The organism is Pseudomonas sp. B2021 (genome assembly GCF_018135665.1).
Lineage (GTDB): Bacteria > Pseudomonadota > Gammaproteobacteria > Pseudomonadales > Pseudomonadaceae > Aquipseudomonas > Aquipseudomonas lactis.
Genome location: NZ_SMOF01000001.1, coordinates 3,617,882 through 3,632,564, shown reverse-complemented (window position 1 = coordinate 3,632,564; position 14,683 = coordinate 3,617,882). Strand labels below are relative to the sequence as shown.

The 14,683-nt window shown below is 62.7% G+C and carries 12 protein-coding genes; 2 read left to right on the top strand and 10 right to left on the bottom strand.

From position 1 onward, the window contains the following. Nucleotides 1-82: 82 nt before the first annotated feature. Nucleotides 83-334, bottom strand: coding sequence for a DUF3077 domain-containing protein (locus E1K68_RS16115; protein ID WP_078467520.1), 252 nt, complete (start codon nt 332-334; stop codon nt 83-85). A 409-nt stretch (nt 335-743) separates the two neighbouring features. Here E1K68_RS16115 and E1K68_RS16110 point away from each other — a divergent pair, with 409 nt between their 5' ends. After that, on the top strand, nt 744-1,214 hold the full coding sequence (locus tag E1K68_RS16110) for a hypothetical protein (protein ID WP_169855307.1): 471 nt from the start codon (nt 744-746) through the stop codon (nt 1,212-1,214). Between the two features lie 155 nt (nt 1,215-1,369). On the opposite strand, the gene E1K68_RS28080 is transcribed toward E1K68_RS16110, so the two are convergent. The 9 genes from E1K68_RS28080 to E1K68_RS16075 all read right to left on the bottom strand — a co-directional run bounded on the left by E1K68_RS28080 (nt 1,370) and on the right by E1K68_RS16075 (nt 9,298). After that, the gene (locus tag E1K68_RS28080) at nt 1,370-1,492 is read right to left on the bottom strand and encodes a hypothetical protein (protein WP_275959732.1); all 123 of its coding nucleotides are present in this window, start codon (nt 1,490-1,492) and stop codon (nt 1,370-1,372) included. 103 nt (nt 1,493-1,595) lie between these two features. After that, entirely contained in the window at nt 1,596-1,718 is a 123-nt protein-coding gene (locus E1K68_RS28075) for a hypothetical protein (RefSeq protein ID WP_275959720.1), read from the bottom strand. Between the two features lie 103 nt (nt 1,719-1,821). Beyond that, complete coding sequence (locus E1K68_RS16105) at nt 1,822-3,462, bottom strand: BatD family protein (RefSeq protein WP_212614388.1); 1,641 nt, start codon at nt 3,460-3,462, stop codon at nt 1,822-1,824. After that, nucleotides 3,459-5,198: a tetratricopeptide repeat protein gene (locus E1K68_RS16100; protein WP_003190796.1), complete on the bottom strand. Its 1,740-nt coding sequence runs from the start codon at nt 5,196-5,198 to the stop codon at nt 3,459-3,461. Before E1K68_RS16100 ends, E1K68_RS16105 begins: the two co-directional genes overlap by 4 nt. After that, a complete protein-coding gene (locus E1K68_RS16095) occupies nt 5,195-6,283 on the bottom strand; it encodes a VWA domain-containing protein (RefSeq protein WP_003190797.1) in 1,089 nt (362 codons plus the stop codon). The genes E1K68_RS16100 and E1K68_RS16095 overlap by 4 nt, the downstream gene beginning before the upstream one ends. Next, nucleotides 6,276-6,770 (bottom strand): DUF4381 domain-containing protein, encoded by a 495-nt coding sequence (locus E1K68_RS16090; protein ID WP_003190798.1) that lies wholly within the window; start codon nt 6,768-6,770, stop codon nt 6,276-6,278. Before E1K68_RS16090 ends, E1K68_RS16095 begins: the two co-directional genes overlap by 8 nt. After that, complete coding sequence (locus tag E1K68_RS16085) at nt 6,767-7,699, bottom strand: DUF58 domain-containing protein (RefSeq protein WP_003190799.1); 933 nt, start codon at nt 7,697-7,699, stop codon at nt 6,767-6,769. Before E1K68_RS16085 ends, E1K68_RS16090 begins: the two co-directional genes overlap by 4 nt. Nucleotides 7,700-7,704: 5 nt before the next feature. After that, on the bottom strand, nt 7,705-8,664 hold the full coding sequence (locus E1K68_RS16080; RefSeq protein ID WP_003190801.1) for a MoxR family ATPase: 960 nt from the start codon (nt 8,662-8,664) through the stop codon (nt 7,705-7,707). A 280-nt stretch (nt 8,665-8,944) separates the two neighbouring features. Next, complete coding sequence (locus tag E1K68_RS16075; protein WP_057709870.1) at nt 8,945-9,298, bottom strand: hypothetical protein; 354 nt, start codon at nt 9,296-9,298, stop codon at nt 8,945-8,947. Between the two features lie 482 nt (nt 9,299-9,780). Here E1K68_RS16075 and E1K68_RS16070 point away from each other — a divergent pair, with 482 nt between their 5' ends. After that, entirely contained in the window at nt 9,781-14,649 is a 4,869-nt protein-coding gene (locus E1K68_RS16070; RefSeq protein WP_212614387.1) for an NAD-glutamate dehydrogenase, read from the top strand. Nucleotides 14,650-14,683 lie beyond the last annotated feature (34 nt).

Here is a 14,683-nt window from a genome sequence, read left to right as displayed (position 1 = left end):
AAACGTCAACGATAACGCGGGCTTCCTGGATAAACGCGGCGCCCGTGAGTTTTTCGCGAGCAAGCTCGCTCCTACACAGGGGTTATGGGGTGTTAGTGGGGTTGGGTTGCAGGCAATCCAGCGCGCGGTCGGCGAGGGTGCGGGCCATGTCGATCAGGTGAGCGGTGGAGCAGGCCATGTCGCGCTGGGTGCCTTTGAGGCCCTCGGCGGTTTCGGTGGCGGTGGTGGCGGCGCAGCGCAGTAGCGAGGAGATGCTGGCGATAGCGTCTTCGAAACTCAGGTCTTCGTGGGCGACGAAAATGGGGAAGGGTGGGTCGGGGACGATTTTGCTCATGGGTATAGCTCCTACTCAATTGGGGCGCCAACCTGTGCCGTTTCCACACGACAAATTAGGTGGCAGCCATACGCGGGGTGGAAACCGGGGAGTAGGACCCAGTCAGACCGAAGTCTGCCCGCGCACAGCCGCCATTGAGCGTTTGCATACGATCATGACGCCTACTCATTCCCAGGTTTCCACACCCGATCGCTGATTTGCAGCGACGAAGCGAAGGCTAGCCAGCGAAATGAGCAGGCGCAAGGCCAAAGGATTGTCTAGGAAACGTCCTGCAAATTAAAGGGATATGGATTGCTGGCCTTTAACAATGCATGTCGAGCGGGCGGTGATGGATGGAACGGCAGGTTGAGGGACGACCACCCATAAGGTGGATTTTTCAATCAATCCCTGAATGAATCAGAGGCCCACCATGTCATTTTCAGTAAACCCACCTTCGACTAGCGCTTTCACCGCTCTACCAGATCAGCTGGATGCTGACAGTCGCTCAAACCAAGCTAGCCATCGTCAGGCACGAAGCGCTCAAACCCAGGCCAGCGCCGCGGACCTGCGCCCGTACGCAAGCGTGAGTGACCGGCAACTAATAGGGTTGATTCGCGATCACTTCCGCGAATTCGCCGCAGGGGCGACAGACAGCTATGTGAACTTCAATGAGTTGAAAGAAGCCGCCGGCCTGATCGCCACCGACAGGACGTTCTCACCCGAGGCCCACCACGCGGCCAAGGAGTTGCTCTCACGGCCTAAATTGCTGCGCAAGCTGGATATCGGCATCAGCTTCTTCGGTGGGCCCGGTAAAGAAGATCGTCGGTTCGATATGGATAACCTGAACTATCTGTACAAATTCCCCCATCGGGAATGGAAGGTGCCGCGTCGTAATCACTGAGTGCAAGCAGGCGTCCGAGCAGGCGATGCAGATCAACTGTGGGAGCTGGCTTGCCTGCGATGGCGGAGCATCAGCCAGCACATCTGCCCACTGTTACACCGCCATCGCGGGCAAGCCAGCTCCCACAGGGTTTTGTGGTGTTGGTTGAGGCTGGGTTACTTGGGGTAGAGCGGCAGCAAGCTGGTGGTGTCGGTGGCCAGGTCTTGCTCGCGTTCGGCCACGGGGATGGCCTTGATCGCACGCCATAGATCGTTCCCACGCTCTGCGTAGTAATGCATCCCGTGACGCTCTGCGTCACCGTTGCATAGGGCGTAAAACCTGGACGCGGAGCGTCCGGGGCGGCATTCCCACGCAGAGCGTGGGAACGAGCAGGCTCGGGGGTTACTTGGGGTAGAGCGGCGGCAAACTGGTGGTATCAGTGGTCGGGTCTTGCTCGCGTTCGGCCACGGGGATGGCCTTGATCGCACGCCATAGATCGTTCCCACGCTCTGCGTAGTAATGCATCCCGTGACGCTCTGCGTCACCGTTGCACAGGGCGTAAAACCTGGACGCGGAGCGTCCGGGGCGGCATTCCCACGCAGAGCGTGGGAACGAGCAGGCTCGGGGGTTACTTGGGGTAGAGCGGCGGCAAACTGGTGGTGTCGGTCGCCGGGTCTTGCTCGCGTTCGGCCACGGGGATGGCCTTGATCGCACGCCATAGATCATCACCCAGCCAGTATTGGCCGCTTTCGCTGTACAACGCGCCATTCAAGCCATCCAGGGCATCTGACAACGGCACAAACCGTGCGGCCATGTCGGCCAGGGTTTCCGGTTGTTGCCTTGCCCAGGCGTCCAGCGCCTGGCGGGTGGCGTGGGGGTCGTTGGCCTGGGTGGCGCGCTTGAGGTCGTCGAGCAAGGTGCGTGGGCTGGGGCCGGTTTGGGCTGCGCGTTGTACGGCCGGTTGCCGGCGTGCGCGCCACCATAGGCCAAAGCCTAGCAGGGTGGTGCAGGCCAGCATCAGTGTGCTCAGTTGCCATAGCCACAGGCGGTCATCGTCCGGCGCGGTGATGATGGTCGGTGTGGCCGGGGTGTCTACCACCAGGCTGGGGTTCACCGCCACTTGCACGGTGCGCGCCGGCAGGCTGGTGCGTTCCAGGTGATCTTCGTGGGTGTTCCACCACACCACTTCCACGGCGGGCAGTTCCAGCTCGCCGGCGCGGGTCGGCACCAGGGCTTCGCGGTCTTCACGGCTGCCGGTCAGGCCGCGGTCGCTGGTGCGGTTAGCCATCACCGGTTGGTCGGGGTAGCGGCGCAGGCCGTTGACCTCGGTGCCGGGCAGCGCTGGCAGCTGTGCGCTGGACAGGCCTTCGGCCTCCACGGTAAGGCTGCGGGTCAGGGAATCGCCGACTTGCACGTGGTCCGGCGTGGGGTTCCAGCCTTCGCTCAAGCTCAGGCTGCGCGCGGGCAGCCAGGGGGCGTCGGCGGGGTAGGCGTCCGGTTTGGGTTTGACCGTCAAGGGCAAGGGCGCGGAGCTGACGTGAATCATCTTGCCCGGCTTGGTGCCCTGCAAGGTGTTCTCCTGGGGCGGTCGCGATTCCACCAGGGTGGCGCTGAAGGTCTGTGCCGGAATCACCACGGCGCCACTGTGTTGAGGGTAGAGGGCGTAGCGGGTTTCGATCACGCCATGGCGGATGCTGTTGATGACCTTCTCATAGGTGCGTGATTCGCCCAGTTGTTCGACACGTGCGTCCGGTATCTGCAAAGGCGTGAGGCTGCTGTCGTCATACAGCGACACCGAGTGGTAAACGCGAACGGTCAACAGTGCCTGGGCCTGCACGTATACGCTGGTCTGGTCGAGGTTGGCTTCGATGAACACCGGGGCCAGTTCGGCGCTGCTGTTCTGGCTGGCGCTTTCCACCACTTGCAGGGTGATCGGCTGGGTCTTGAGTGCGCCCACTTGCAGTGGCGGGATGACCACGTTGCCGTTCACCTTGGGCAGCAGGGTGATGATCCAGCGGGTGGTGGCGTGGTTGTCGCCGTCCAGCGTGGTGAGTTGGTTGATCTGGCGGGTGCCGCTGACTTCGAACTGCGCGTCCAGGGGCGACAGGTCCGGTTTGCCAAACTGGGTCACATCACTTGATTGCACCGTCAGCTCTACCGTTTCCCCGGAGTTGAGGCGGCTGCGGTCTACGCTGGCGACCAGGTCCGCCGCCTGGGCGTGGCCTGCCGACAACGCAAGCAGGAGCAAAAGGGTGGTGCGGCGGCTCATCGAGTGGTGTCCTGATGTTGTTGCTGTTCGTACCAGAATTTGCGGCGCAACAGTTCGCCGGGGTTATCCGGGATCTCCTGCAACCATTGCTCCAGCGCTTGGCGGCGCTCGCCTTCCAGGCGTGTGTCGGCAGGACGCAAAGGCGGCGTGGTGGTTTGTTCGTCGCCCAGTTCGCTGCCTGGTACTTCATTACCGCCAGGCTGTGGCGTGGCGGCTGTCTGAGTCTCAGCGGTGCCCGCTTCGCCCTGGCCGTGGGGCGATTGCTCGCCGCCCTGTGCCGTTTGTGCGCTGGCGCCCGGTTGCGCAGTTTGGCCGGGTTGGGCGGTTTCGTCATCTTCGTTTTTTGCAGGCGGGTCCTGCTCGGGCTGCGCTTGCTCCTGCATCAGGGTTTCAACCAGGGCTTTGTTTTTCAGTGCCGGTTGCAAATCGGGCTGGGCTTCCAGGGCTTGTTCATAGGCATCAATGGCCGCTTCAAGCTCACCGGCCTTGGCCAGGGCATTGCCACGGTTATAGTGGGAATAGGCGTCGCTGCCTTGGGCAAACCGCTTGATGGCCTCGGCGTAATTGCCGGCTTCGTACAGCGCCACGCCTTGCCATTGCGGGTCTTGGAAGTGTTCGGCGGCTTCGGCCGGGCGTTTGTGCTTGAGCAGGTACTGGCCTTGTTGGTCGGGGCGCAGCCACAGGTCCTGCAGCCCAAAGGCGTAGCTGGGTTGCGGCGCGCCCATCAGCAGCAAGGGCAGGCAGAACAACCAGCCGCGACGCCCGGCGCACGCGGCCAGCAGCAATAACGGCAAGAGCAGCCAGTAACCCTGATCGGCCCAGGTGTCCAGGCGCAGCCGTTGGCCGTCGTCGCGCAGGGCTTGGGCGCTGTCGAGCATGCCGAGTTGGCGCAGGTCCTTGTCATCCAGGCGCGCCGCACGGTAGCGGCCGCCCATTTCGCTGGCGAACGCCTTGAGGGTCGGGCTGTCGAGACGTGGCACCAGAATCGCGCCCTGGTCGTCCTTGAGGAACTCGCCACTTTCCTGAGTCACCGGCGTGCCTTCGCGACTGCCGATGCCGAGGATCGACAACGTCGGAGCCTGGGCACTTTGCAGTTGCAGGCGGATGCCTTGGCGTTCCTGTTTGGACAATGACGAGCCGATCAGCAGCAGGCGCCCCTGGCCGAGACCGCCTTGCTTGAGCAGGCGCAGGGCTTTTTCCACGGCCAGATCGGCCCGGTGGCCGGGCTCGGGCATGATCGATGGGCGCAGGGCTTCCAACAGGTTACGGCTGGTGGCCAGGTCATCGGACAGCGGCACCAAGGTATGGGCGCTGCCGGCATACACGATGATGGCGGTTTGCGCATCGGTGCGCGCTTGCAACAGGTCATACAGCTTGCGCCGTGCCTGTTCCAGGCGGTTGGGTGGGCTGTCGGTGGCGAGCATTTCCGGGGTCAGTTCCAACAACACCACCAACGGGTCGGAAGGTTTCTGGCTGGCCTGTTCAACCCGTTGCCAACTGGGGCCCAGCAACGCCAGCACGGCCAGCAGCCAGGCAATGCCAAGCACCACCCACGGCGATTTGCTCTCGCGGCCATTGCCACCACTGAGCAACTCGGCATGGAACGCCGGCGGCAGGATCATCTGCCAACGCCCGGCGCGCTTTTGCCGATGCCACAACTGCCACAGCAACCAGCCAAGCAGGGGCAGCAATAACAGCCACCAGGGGCGCAACCAGTGCGGCCACAGCGCGATCATCGACGCCTCCGCAAACGCAGGCGCTGCAAACGCTGGCGCCATTCAGGATGCTGCTGCAAAAAGATGCCCTTGCTCGACAGCCTGTTGAAGCCGCGCTGCAAGGCGTTGTTCGGCCAGCGTTCCTGGATCACCAGTAACAGGCTCAACACCAACGCCAAGGCCAATGGGCCGCTGTACAGCGCCTGGGCCGGGCGGGCCTGGGTGGGTTGTTGCTCCACGGGCTCAAGGGTGTCGAGGGTGTCCTTGATTTTCAGCAGTTCCTCGCCGTCTCGGGCGCGGAAATACTGGCCGCCGGTGGCCTCGGCCAGTGCCTTGAGCGCCGGTTCGTCGAGGTCCAGGCTTGGGTTCACGCCAAGGATGCCCAGGGAGCCGGTTTGCTCGGGATCGGCGCCGATGCCGATGGGGTAGATTTTCACGCCTTCTTCAGCCGCCAGGCGCGCAGCGGTCAACGGGTCGATCTGCCCGGCATTGTTGGCGCCGTCAGTGACCAGGATCAGCACGCGGCTTTGCGCCGGGCGTTGGCGCAGGCGCTTGAGGGCCAGGCCGATGGCGTCGCCGATGGCGGTGTTCTTGCCAGCAATGCCGATGCGCGCTTCATCCAGCCAGGTGCGCACGGTGCGCCGGTCAAAGGTCAAGGGCGCTTGCAGGTAGGCTTGGCTGCCGAACAGGATCAGGCCCACGCGGTCACCTTCACGCTCCTCCAAAAAGTCTCCCAGCAGGTGCTTGACCAGGGCCAGGCGGCTGACGTCCTCGTCCTGCCAATGCATGTCGGGAAAATCCATGGAGCCGGAGACGTCCACTGCCACCAGCAAATCCCGGCCGCTGGCCGCAATCGGCAAGGGGTCGCCCAGCCATTGCGGGCGGGCGGCGGCGGTCAGCAGCAGCAACCACAGCACCACGAATGGGGCTTGCTGGCGCCAGCCGGGCAGGTTGACCCGGGCACGGCGGCGGGCCAGGCCTTCGAGGTCGCTGAGGTAGCTGACTTTCAGCGCCGGTTCGCCGCTGTCGGCCACGGGCAGCACCAGGCGCATGATCCACGGCAGTGGCAACAGGGCGAAGATCCACGGCCAGGCGAACTCAAACATGTTTGCGAATCCAGGTGTCGACGGCTTGGGTCAGGCCAGCAATGGCTTTGTCGTCGAGCTTGCATTCGGGCTTGTAGGCACCTTCCACCAACACCATCCAGCGCGTCAGGCCGGCGGCGGGGCAGCGGTTGTCCAGGAAGGCCAGCCATTTGCGCCCGTTGAGGGTGTGGCTCTGGCTATAAGGGTAGTCGTTGCGGCACAGGCGCTTGAGCAGGCCGTTGAGTTGCTGCAACCAGGCGCCAGCCGGCGCGCCGTCGTAGGGCTTGGGCATCAAAGCCAGCTCGGCCAGGGCTGCGATACGCAACGGGTCCAGCGGTTGTTCGGCACGCGCCACGGGGCGGCGGGCCGGCAGGAAACGGCGCAGCCACCATAGGCCCCAACCGAGTAGGGGGATCACCAGCAGCAACAGCCACCAGCCCGGCGCAGGTGGCCAGAAGCCAATGGCGGGCGGGGCGATCAGTGGTTGCAGTTGGTCCAGGCTGCTCATGGTTTTTTAACCGGGCGTTGCGGGTTGAGGTATTCGCGCAGTTGCTCGACCATTTCACTCTGGGTGCTCAAGGGCATCAACAACAGCCGCAGTTTCTGCGCGAGCAGTTCCCAGTGGGCGATACGGGCTTCGGCCTGGGCCTTGTAGGCCTGGCGCAGGTCGATATTCAGCGTGTCCAGTTCCAGTTGCGCGCCTCTTTGCGCGAAACGCAGCAGCCCGGCGGCGGGCAGGGCGTGGTCCAACGGGTCGGAGATCGGTAATAACAGCAGGTCGCAATGGCGCGCCAACAGGCTCAGCTGTTGCTCGGCGCCTTCGGTGAGGGCGCGCTCATCGCAGATCACCACCACCAGGCTGCCCGGGCGCAGTACCTCGCGGCCACGGCGCAAGGCCATACCCAGGGCGTCGGCTTCCGGCTGACGCTCGGTGTTCAGGCTCTGGTTGACCCGCACCAGCCGGTTAAGCAATTGCAACAGGCTTTGCTTGCTGCGCCGAGGCTTGATCTCGTAATGCTCGTTGTCGCCGAACACCAGCCCGCCCACCCGGTCGTTATGGCCCAGGGCGGCCCAACCGATCAGGCTGGCGGCCTGGGCGGCAAGCACCGACTTGAACATTTGCCCCGAGCCGAAAAACAGCCGGCAACTTTGCTCCACCATGATGAAAATCGGCCGCTCTCGCTCTTCGTGGAACAGCTTGGTGTGCGGCTCCTGGGTACGCGCCGTGACGCGCCAGTCGATGGTGCGCACGTCATCGCCGGCCTGGTACACGCGCACCTGGTCGAAATCGACGCCACGCCCGCGCAGCTTGGAGTGGTGCAGGCCCACCAGCGGGCTACGTTGACCAGGCGTGGAGAACAACTGCACCTCACGCACGCGGTGGCGCATCTCAATCAATTCACTGAGGGTTACGCGGATGCCATCGCTTGCGTTCATCGACTTCAAGCGACGGCAACGACGTCGAGAATGCGTTGCACCACGCGGTCCTGGTCGACCCCGGCGGCTTCGGCCTCGAACGACAGGATGATGCGGTGGCGCAGCACGTCGAACAGCACCGCCTGGATGTCTTCGGGGCTGACAAAATCGCGACCGGCCAGCCAGGCATGGGCGCGGGCGCAACGGTCCAGGGCGATGGAGCCACGGGGGCTGGCGCCGTAGGCGATCCACTCGGCCATTTCCGCGTCGAACTTGGAAGGGGTACGCGTGGCCATGACCAGTTGCACCAGGTATTCCTCCACCGCATCGGCCATGTACAGGCCGAGGATTTCCTTGCGCGCGGCAAAGATGGCCTGCTGGCTGACCCGACGCTCGGGCTTGGTTTCGCCATTGAGTGCTTCGCCACGGGCTTGCTGCAGGATGCGGCGCTCGACGGCGGCGTCTGGGAAGCCGATCTTGACGTGCATCAGGAACCGGTCGAGCTGGGCTTCGGGCAGCGGGTAGGTGCCTTCCTGCTCGATGGGGTTTTGCGTGGCCATCACCAAAAACAGCGGCGACAGCTCGTAAGTGCTGCGGCCCACGCTGACCTGGCGCTCGGCCATGGCCTCGAGCAAGGCCGACTGCACCTTGGCCGGGGCACGGTTGATTTCGTCCGCGAGCACCAGGTTATGGAAGATCGGCCCTTGCTGGAACACAAAGCTGCCGGTTTCCGGGCGATAGATCTCGGTGCCGGTGATATCGGCGGGCAACAGGTCGGGGGTGAACTGGATACGATGGAACTGCGCTTCGATCCCTTCGGCCAACTCCTTGATCGCCTTGGTCTTGGCCAGCCCCGGTGCGCCTTCGACCAGCATATGGCCGTCAGCGAGCAGGGCGATCAGCAGGCGATCGATGAGTTTTTCCTGGCCGAGAATCTGCGTAGAAAGAAAGGTTCGCAGCGCAAGCAGCGCTTCACGATGTTCCATCGATGACGGTTCCTGGAAAAGATGAGCCTGGGTGTTGTGACAAAACACCGGGCCTGGGGCGTTTACTTTAATGCATCGCGGGGTGCGGCGACTAACGGCTTGATGGGTATTTTTGGCGAAACTTACAGGATTGCGGTGCGCAAGGCATAACGGCTGGGTAGGTAGAGCACGATCACTGTGGGAGCTGGCTTGCCTGCGATGGCCTCAACTCGGTCTGGCTGAAAGACCCCACCGCCCGCGTCGCAGGCAAGCCAGCTCCCACATGGGATCTACGGTGCATTCAGATCCGAATGAAAGTGCCTGTGCCCGTGAGGATGTTCTGCAGGGTTTCCTGCACTTCGGCCATGTCTGACGCGGCGGTGCTGTGGGCGATCTCCAACTGGTCCTTACCGCCCAGGGCATCGGCATCGCCGGCCGCCAGTTCGATCAATAAGGTGGTGTCGCCCAACGTCACTTTCAGCCCATCGAGAGTCGAAGGTTCGTAGTCCCAGGTCAGCTCCACTTCATCTTCATCCGGATAACGGGTGAGCATGAACATTTCGCCGTTCTTGCCGTGACAGCACAGCATGGCCATGTTGTCTTCTTCGTCGTCGCACGGGGTGGCCATCAGGGCGTCGGTTTTCAGCTGCAGCATGGGGCAATCCTGTGTAGGGGAGGGCAATTGTGCCACCGCGGCGAATTTTGTGCTTCATCCTGTGTCGGAACTTGAGCATGACCTCACGGCCCGGATCGGTCATTTCTGGTACTGATGGTGTTCAAAGTAGCAAGATTTTCTACCGAAAATCCGGGGTTGCCCAAGTTGCAACCGGCACCCTGCTTACCGATGACCGAATATGTCGCAGCGTCGCAAGCAGCGCTCTTCCCACACTCGTTAAGCTGCGCAACGGATGTGCCCTGTGCCAGGCGCCTGACCTGCCCGTCGTATCGTCACCTGGCCAGGGGCATGCCGTATGGAAGTTGTATGTGACCTGACTGTCCTGTCCAGCTTCACCCACCTGTCACCCTGATTCGTTTATGGTGCTTGTCAGCACACCAGCGAACAGAGCTGACGGTCTCCCCGCAAGGGGATAACACGCGACGCTTTCATCAATAACAAGCCCAAGCGGAGTACCACAGATGGCGTTCTTCACCGCAGCCAGCAAGGCCGACTTCCAGCATCAACTGCAAGCGGCACTGGCGCAGCACCTCAGTGAACAGGCACTGCCACAAGTGGCGCTGTTCGCTGAACAATTTTTCGGCATCATTTCCCTGGACGAACTGACCCAGCGTCGCCTTTCCGACCTGGCCGGTTGCACCCTGTCTGCCTGGCGCCTGCTTGAGCGCTTTGATCACACCCAACCGCAAGTGCGAGTCTACAACCCCGATTACGAACGTCATGGCTGGCAATCGACCCACACCGCGGTCGAAGTGCTGCACCATGACCTGCCCTTCCTGGTCGACTCGGTACGCACCGAGCTGAACCGCCGTGGCTACAGCATCCATACCCTGCAAACCACCGTGCTCAGCGTGCGTCGTGGCAGCAAGGGCGAGCTGCTGGAAATCCTGCCCAAGGGCACCCAGGGCGAAGGCATCCTGCAAGAATCGCTGATGTACCTGGAGATCGACCGCTGCGCCAATGCCGCCGAACTGAACGTGCTGAGCAAAGAGCTTGAGCAGGTGCTGGGCGAAGTGCGCGTGGCCGTGGCCGATTTCGAACCGATGAAAGCCAAGGTCCAGGACCTGCTGGCCGGTATCGACGCCAGTGCGTTCGCCATCGACGGCGAAGAAAAGACCGAGATCAAGAACTTCCTCGAATGGCTGGTGGGCAACCACTTCACCTTCCTGGGCTACGAAGAGTTCGTGGTACGTGACGAGGCGGACGGCGGTCATATCGAATATGACGCCAGCTCCTTCCTCGGTCTGACCAAGCTGCTGCGCGCCGGCCTCACCGCCGAAGACCTGCGCATCGAAGACTACGCTGTGGCCTACCTGCGCGAGCCGACCGTACTGTCGTTCGCCAAGGCGGCACACCCAAGCCGCGTGCACCGCCCGGCCTACCCGGACTACGTGTCGATCCGCGAGATCAGCGCCGACGGCAAGGTCATCAAGGAACACCGCTTCATGGGCCTGTATACCTCCTCGGTGTACGGCGAAAGCGTGCGAGTCATCCCCTACATCCGTCGCAAAGTGGCCGAGATCGAACGTCGTTCGGGCTTCCAGGCCAAGGCGCACCTGGGTAAAGAGCTGGCCCAGGTGGTGGAAGTACTGCCCCGTGACGACCTGTTCCAGACCCCGGTCGACGAGCTGTTCAGCACCGTGATGTCGATTGTGCAGATCCAGGAACGCAACAAGATCCGCGTGTTCCTGCGCAAAGACCCCTACGGTCGTTTCTGCTACTGCCTGGCCTACGTGCCACGCGACATCTACTCCACCGAAGTGCGCCAGAAGATCCAGCAAGTGCTGATGGACCGTCTGAAGGCCTCGGACTGCGAGTTCTGGACCTTCTTCTCCGAGTCCGTGCTGGCCCGTGTGCAACTGATTCTGCGGGTTGACCCCAAGAACCGCCTGGACATCGACCCGCTGCAGCTGGAAAAAGAAGTGGTGCAGGCCTGCCGCAGCTGGCAGGACGACTACGCCAGCCTGGTCGTGGAAAGCTTCGGCGAAGCCCAGGGCACCAACGTGCTGGCGGATTTCCCCAAAGGCTTCCCGGCCGGCTACCGTGAGCGTTTCGCCGCGCATTCGGCTGTGGTCGACATGCAGCACCTCAACAGCCTGACCGAATCCAACCCGCTGGTGATGAGCTTCTATCAGCCGCTGGGCCAGGTCTCCGGCCAACGTGAACTGCATTGCAAGCTCTACCACGCCGATACGCCGCTGGCGCTGTCCGACGTGCTGCCGATCCTGGAAAACCTCGGCCTGCGTGTGCTGGGCGAGTTCCCGTATCGCCTGCGTCACGCCAATGGCCGTGAGTTCTGGATCCATGACTTTGCGTTCATCGCCGCCGAAGGCGTGAACCTGGATATCCAGCAGCTCAACGACACCCTGCAAGATGCGTTCGTGCACATCGTGCATGGCGATGCCGAGAACGATGCGTTCAACCGCCTGGTCCTCACCGCCGGCCTGCCATGGCGCGACGTGGCGTTGCTGCGTGCCTATGCCCGTTACCTGAAGCAGATTCGCCTGGGCTTCGACCTGGGTTACATCGCCAGCACCCTGAACAACCACACCGACATCGCCCGCGAGTTGACCCGGTTGTTCAAGACCCGCTTCTACCTGGCGCGCAAGCTCACTGCCGACGACCTGGAAGACAAGCAGCAACGCCTGGAGCAAGCGATCCTCAGCGCCCTGGACGACGTTCAGGTGCTCAACGAAGACCGCATCCTGCGTCGCTACCTGGACCTGATCAAGGCCACCCTGCGCACCAACTTCTACCAGACCGATGCCAACGGCCAGAACAAGTTGTACTTCAGCTTCAAGTTCGACCCGCGTGCCATCCCTGAGCTGCCCAAGCCCGTGCCGAAGTTTGAAATCTTCGTGTACTCGCCACGGGTCGAAGGCGTGCACCTGCGCTTTGGCAACGTGGCCCGTGGCGGCCTGCGCTGGTCCGACCGTGAAGAAGACTTCCGCACCGAAGTGCTCGGCCTGGTAAAAGCCCAGCAAGTGAAGAACTCGGTGATCGTGCCGGTGGGCGCCAAGGGCGGCTTCCTGCCGCGTCGCCTGCCATTGGGCGGCAGCCGGGACGAGATCGCGGCCGAAGGCATCGCCTGCTACCGCATCTTCATCTCTGGCCTGTTGGACATCACCGACAACCTGAAAGACGGCGCCCTGGTGCCGCCGGCCAACGTCGTGCGTCATGACGACGATGACCCGTACTTGGTGGTGGCGGCGGACAAGGGCACTGCGACCTTCTCCGACATCGCCAACGGCATTGCCATCGACTACGGCTTCTGGCTGGGCGATGCGTTCGCTTCCGGTGGTTCGGCCGGTTACGACCACAAGAAAATGGGCATCACCGCCAAGGGCGCGTGGGTGGGTGTGCAGCGTCACTTCCGTGAGCGCGGCATCAACGTGCAGGAAGACAGCATCACCGTGGTGGGCGTCGGCGATATGGCCGGTGACGTGTTCGGTAACGGTTTGTTAATGTCGGACAAACTGCAACTGGTCGCAGCCTTCAACCACCTGCATATCTTCATCGACCCGAACCCTAACCCGGCCACCAGCTTCGTCGAGCGCAAGCGTTTGTTCGAACTGCCGCGTTCGGCCTGGACCGACTACGACACCAGCATCATGTCTGAAGGTGGCGGTATCTTCTCGCGCAGCGCGAAGAGCATTGCCATCTCGCCGCAGATGAAAGAACGCTTCGACATCCAGGCCGACAAGCTGACCCCGACCGAACTGCTCAACGCCTTGCTCAAGGCGCCGGTAGACCTGTTGTGGAACGGCGGTATCGGTACCTACGTCAAGGCCAGCACCGAGAGCCATGCTGATGTGGGCGACAAGGCCAACGACGCACTGCGCGTCAATGGCAACGAGCTGCGCTGCAAGGTAGTGGGCGAGGGCGGTAACCTCGGCATGACCCAGTTGGGCCGTGTGGAATTCGGCCTCAATGGCGGCGGTTCCAACACCGACTTCATCGACAACGCCGGTGGCGTGGATTGCTCCGACCACGAAGTGAACATCAAGATCCTGCTCAACGAAGTGGTGCAGGCCGGTGACATGACCGATAAGCAGCGCAACCAGCTGCTGGCGAGCATGACCGACGAAGTCGGCAACCTGGTGTTGGGCAACAACTACAAGCAGACCCAGGCCCTGTCCCTGGCTGCGCGCAAGGCTTACGAGCGCGCTGCCGAGTACAAGCGCCTGATGAGCGACCTGGAAGGCCGTGGCAAGCTGGACCGCGCCATCGAGTACCTGCCGACCGAGGAACAGCTTACTGAACGCGCCTCTGCCGGCAAGGGCCTGACCCGTCCGGAACTGTCGGTGCTGATCTCGTACAGCAAGATCGACCTCAAGGAAGCGTTGCTCAAGTCGCTGGTACCGGATGACGAGTACCTGACCCGTGACATGGAGACCGCGTTCCCGCCGAGCCTGGTGGCCAAGTTCGGCGAAGCCATGCGTCGCCATCGTCTGAAGCGCGAGATCGTCAGCACCCAGATCGCCAACGATCTGGTCAACCACATGGGCATCACCTTCGTTCAGCGACTCAAAGAGTCGACCGGTATGAGCCCGGCGAACGTGGCGGGCGCGTATGTGATCGTGCGGGACATCTTCCATCTCCCACACTGGTTCCGTCAGATTGAAGCCCTGGACCACCAGGTTTCCGCTGACGTGCAACTGGAGCTGATGGATGAACTGATGCGCCTGGGCCGTCGCGCTACGCGCTGGTTCCTGCGCAGCCGTCGCAACGAGCAAGACGCCGGGCGTGACACCGCGCACTTTGGTCCGCACCTGGCGGCGCTGGGCCTCAAGCTCGACGAACTGCTGGAAGGCCCGACCCGCGAAGGCTGGCAGAACCGCTACCAGGCCTACACCCAGGCCGGCGTACCGGAGTTGTTGGCGCGCATGGTTGCGGGTACTACCCACCTGTACACCTTGCTGCCGATCATCGAAGCCGCCGACGTGACCGGGCATGACGCCGCCGAAGTGGCCAAGGCCTACTTCGCCGTCGGCAGCGCCCTGGACTTGCCGTGGTACCTGCAGCAGATCAGCGATCTGCCAGTGGCCAACAACTGGCAGGCCCAGGCCCGCGAAGCCTTCCGCGATGACGTGGACTGGCAGCAACGGGCGATCACCATTTCGGTCCTGCAAATGGCCGATGCGCCACAAGACATGGAAGCCCGCGTGGCCCTGTGGCTTGAGCAGCATCAGGACATGGCTGATCGCTGGCGCGCCATGATGGTGGAAATTCGTGCTGCAGTGGGCACGGACTACGCCATGTACGCGGTGGCCAACCGTGAGTTGCTGGACCTGGCGTTGAGTGGCCAGTCGGTGTTGCAACCGGCTTGATGCCTCGCTAAACCAAAAGCCCCCGCATCCTGAG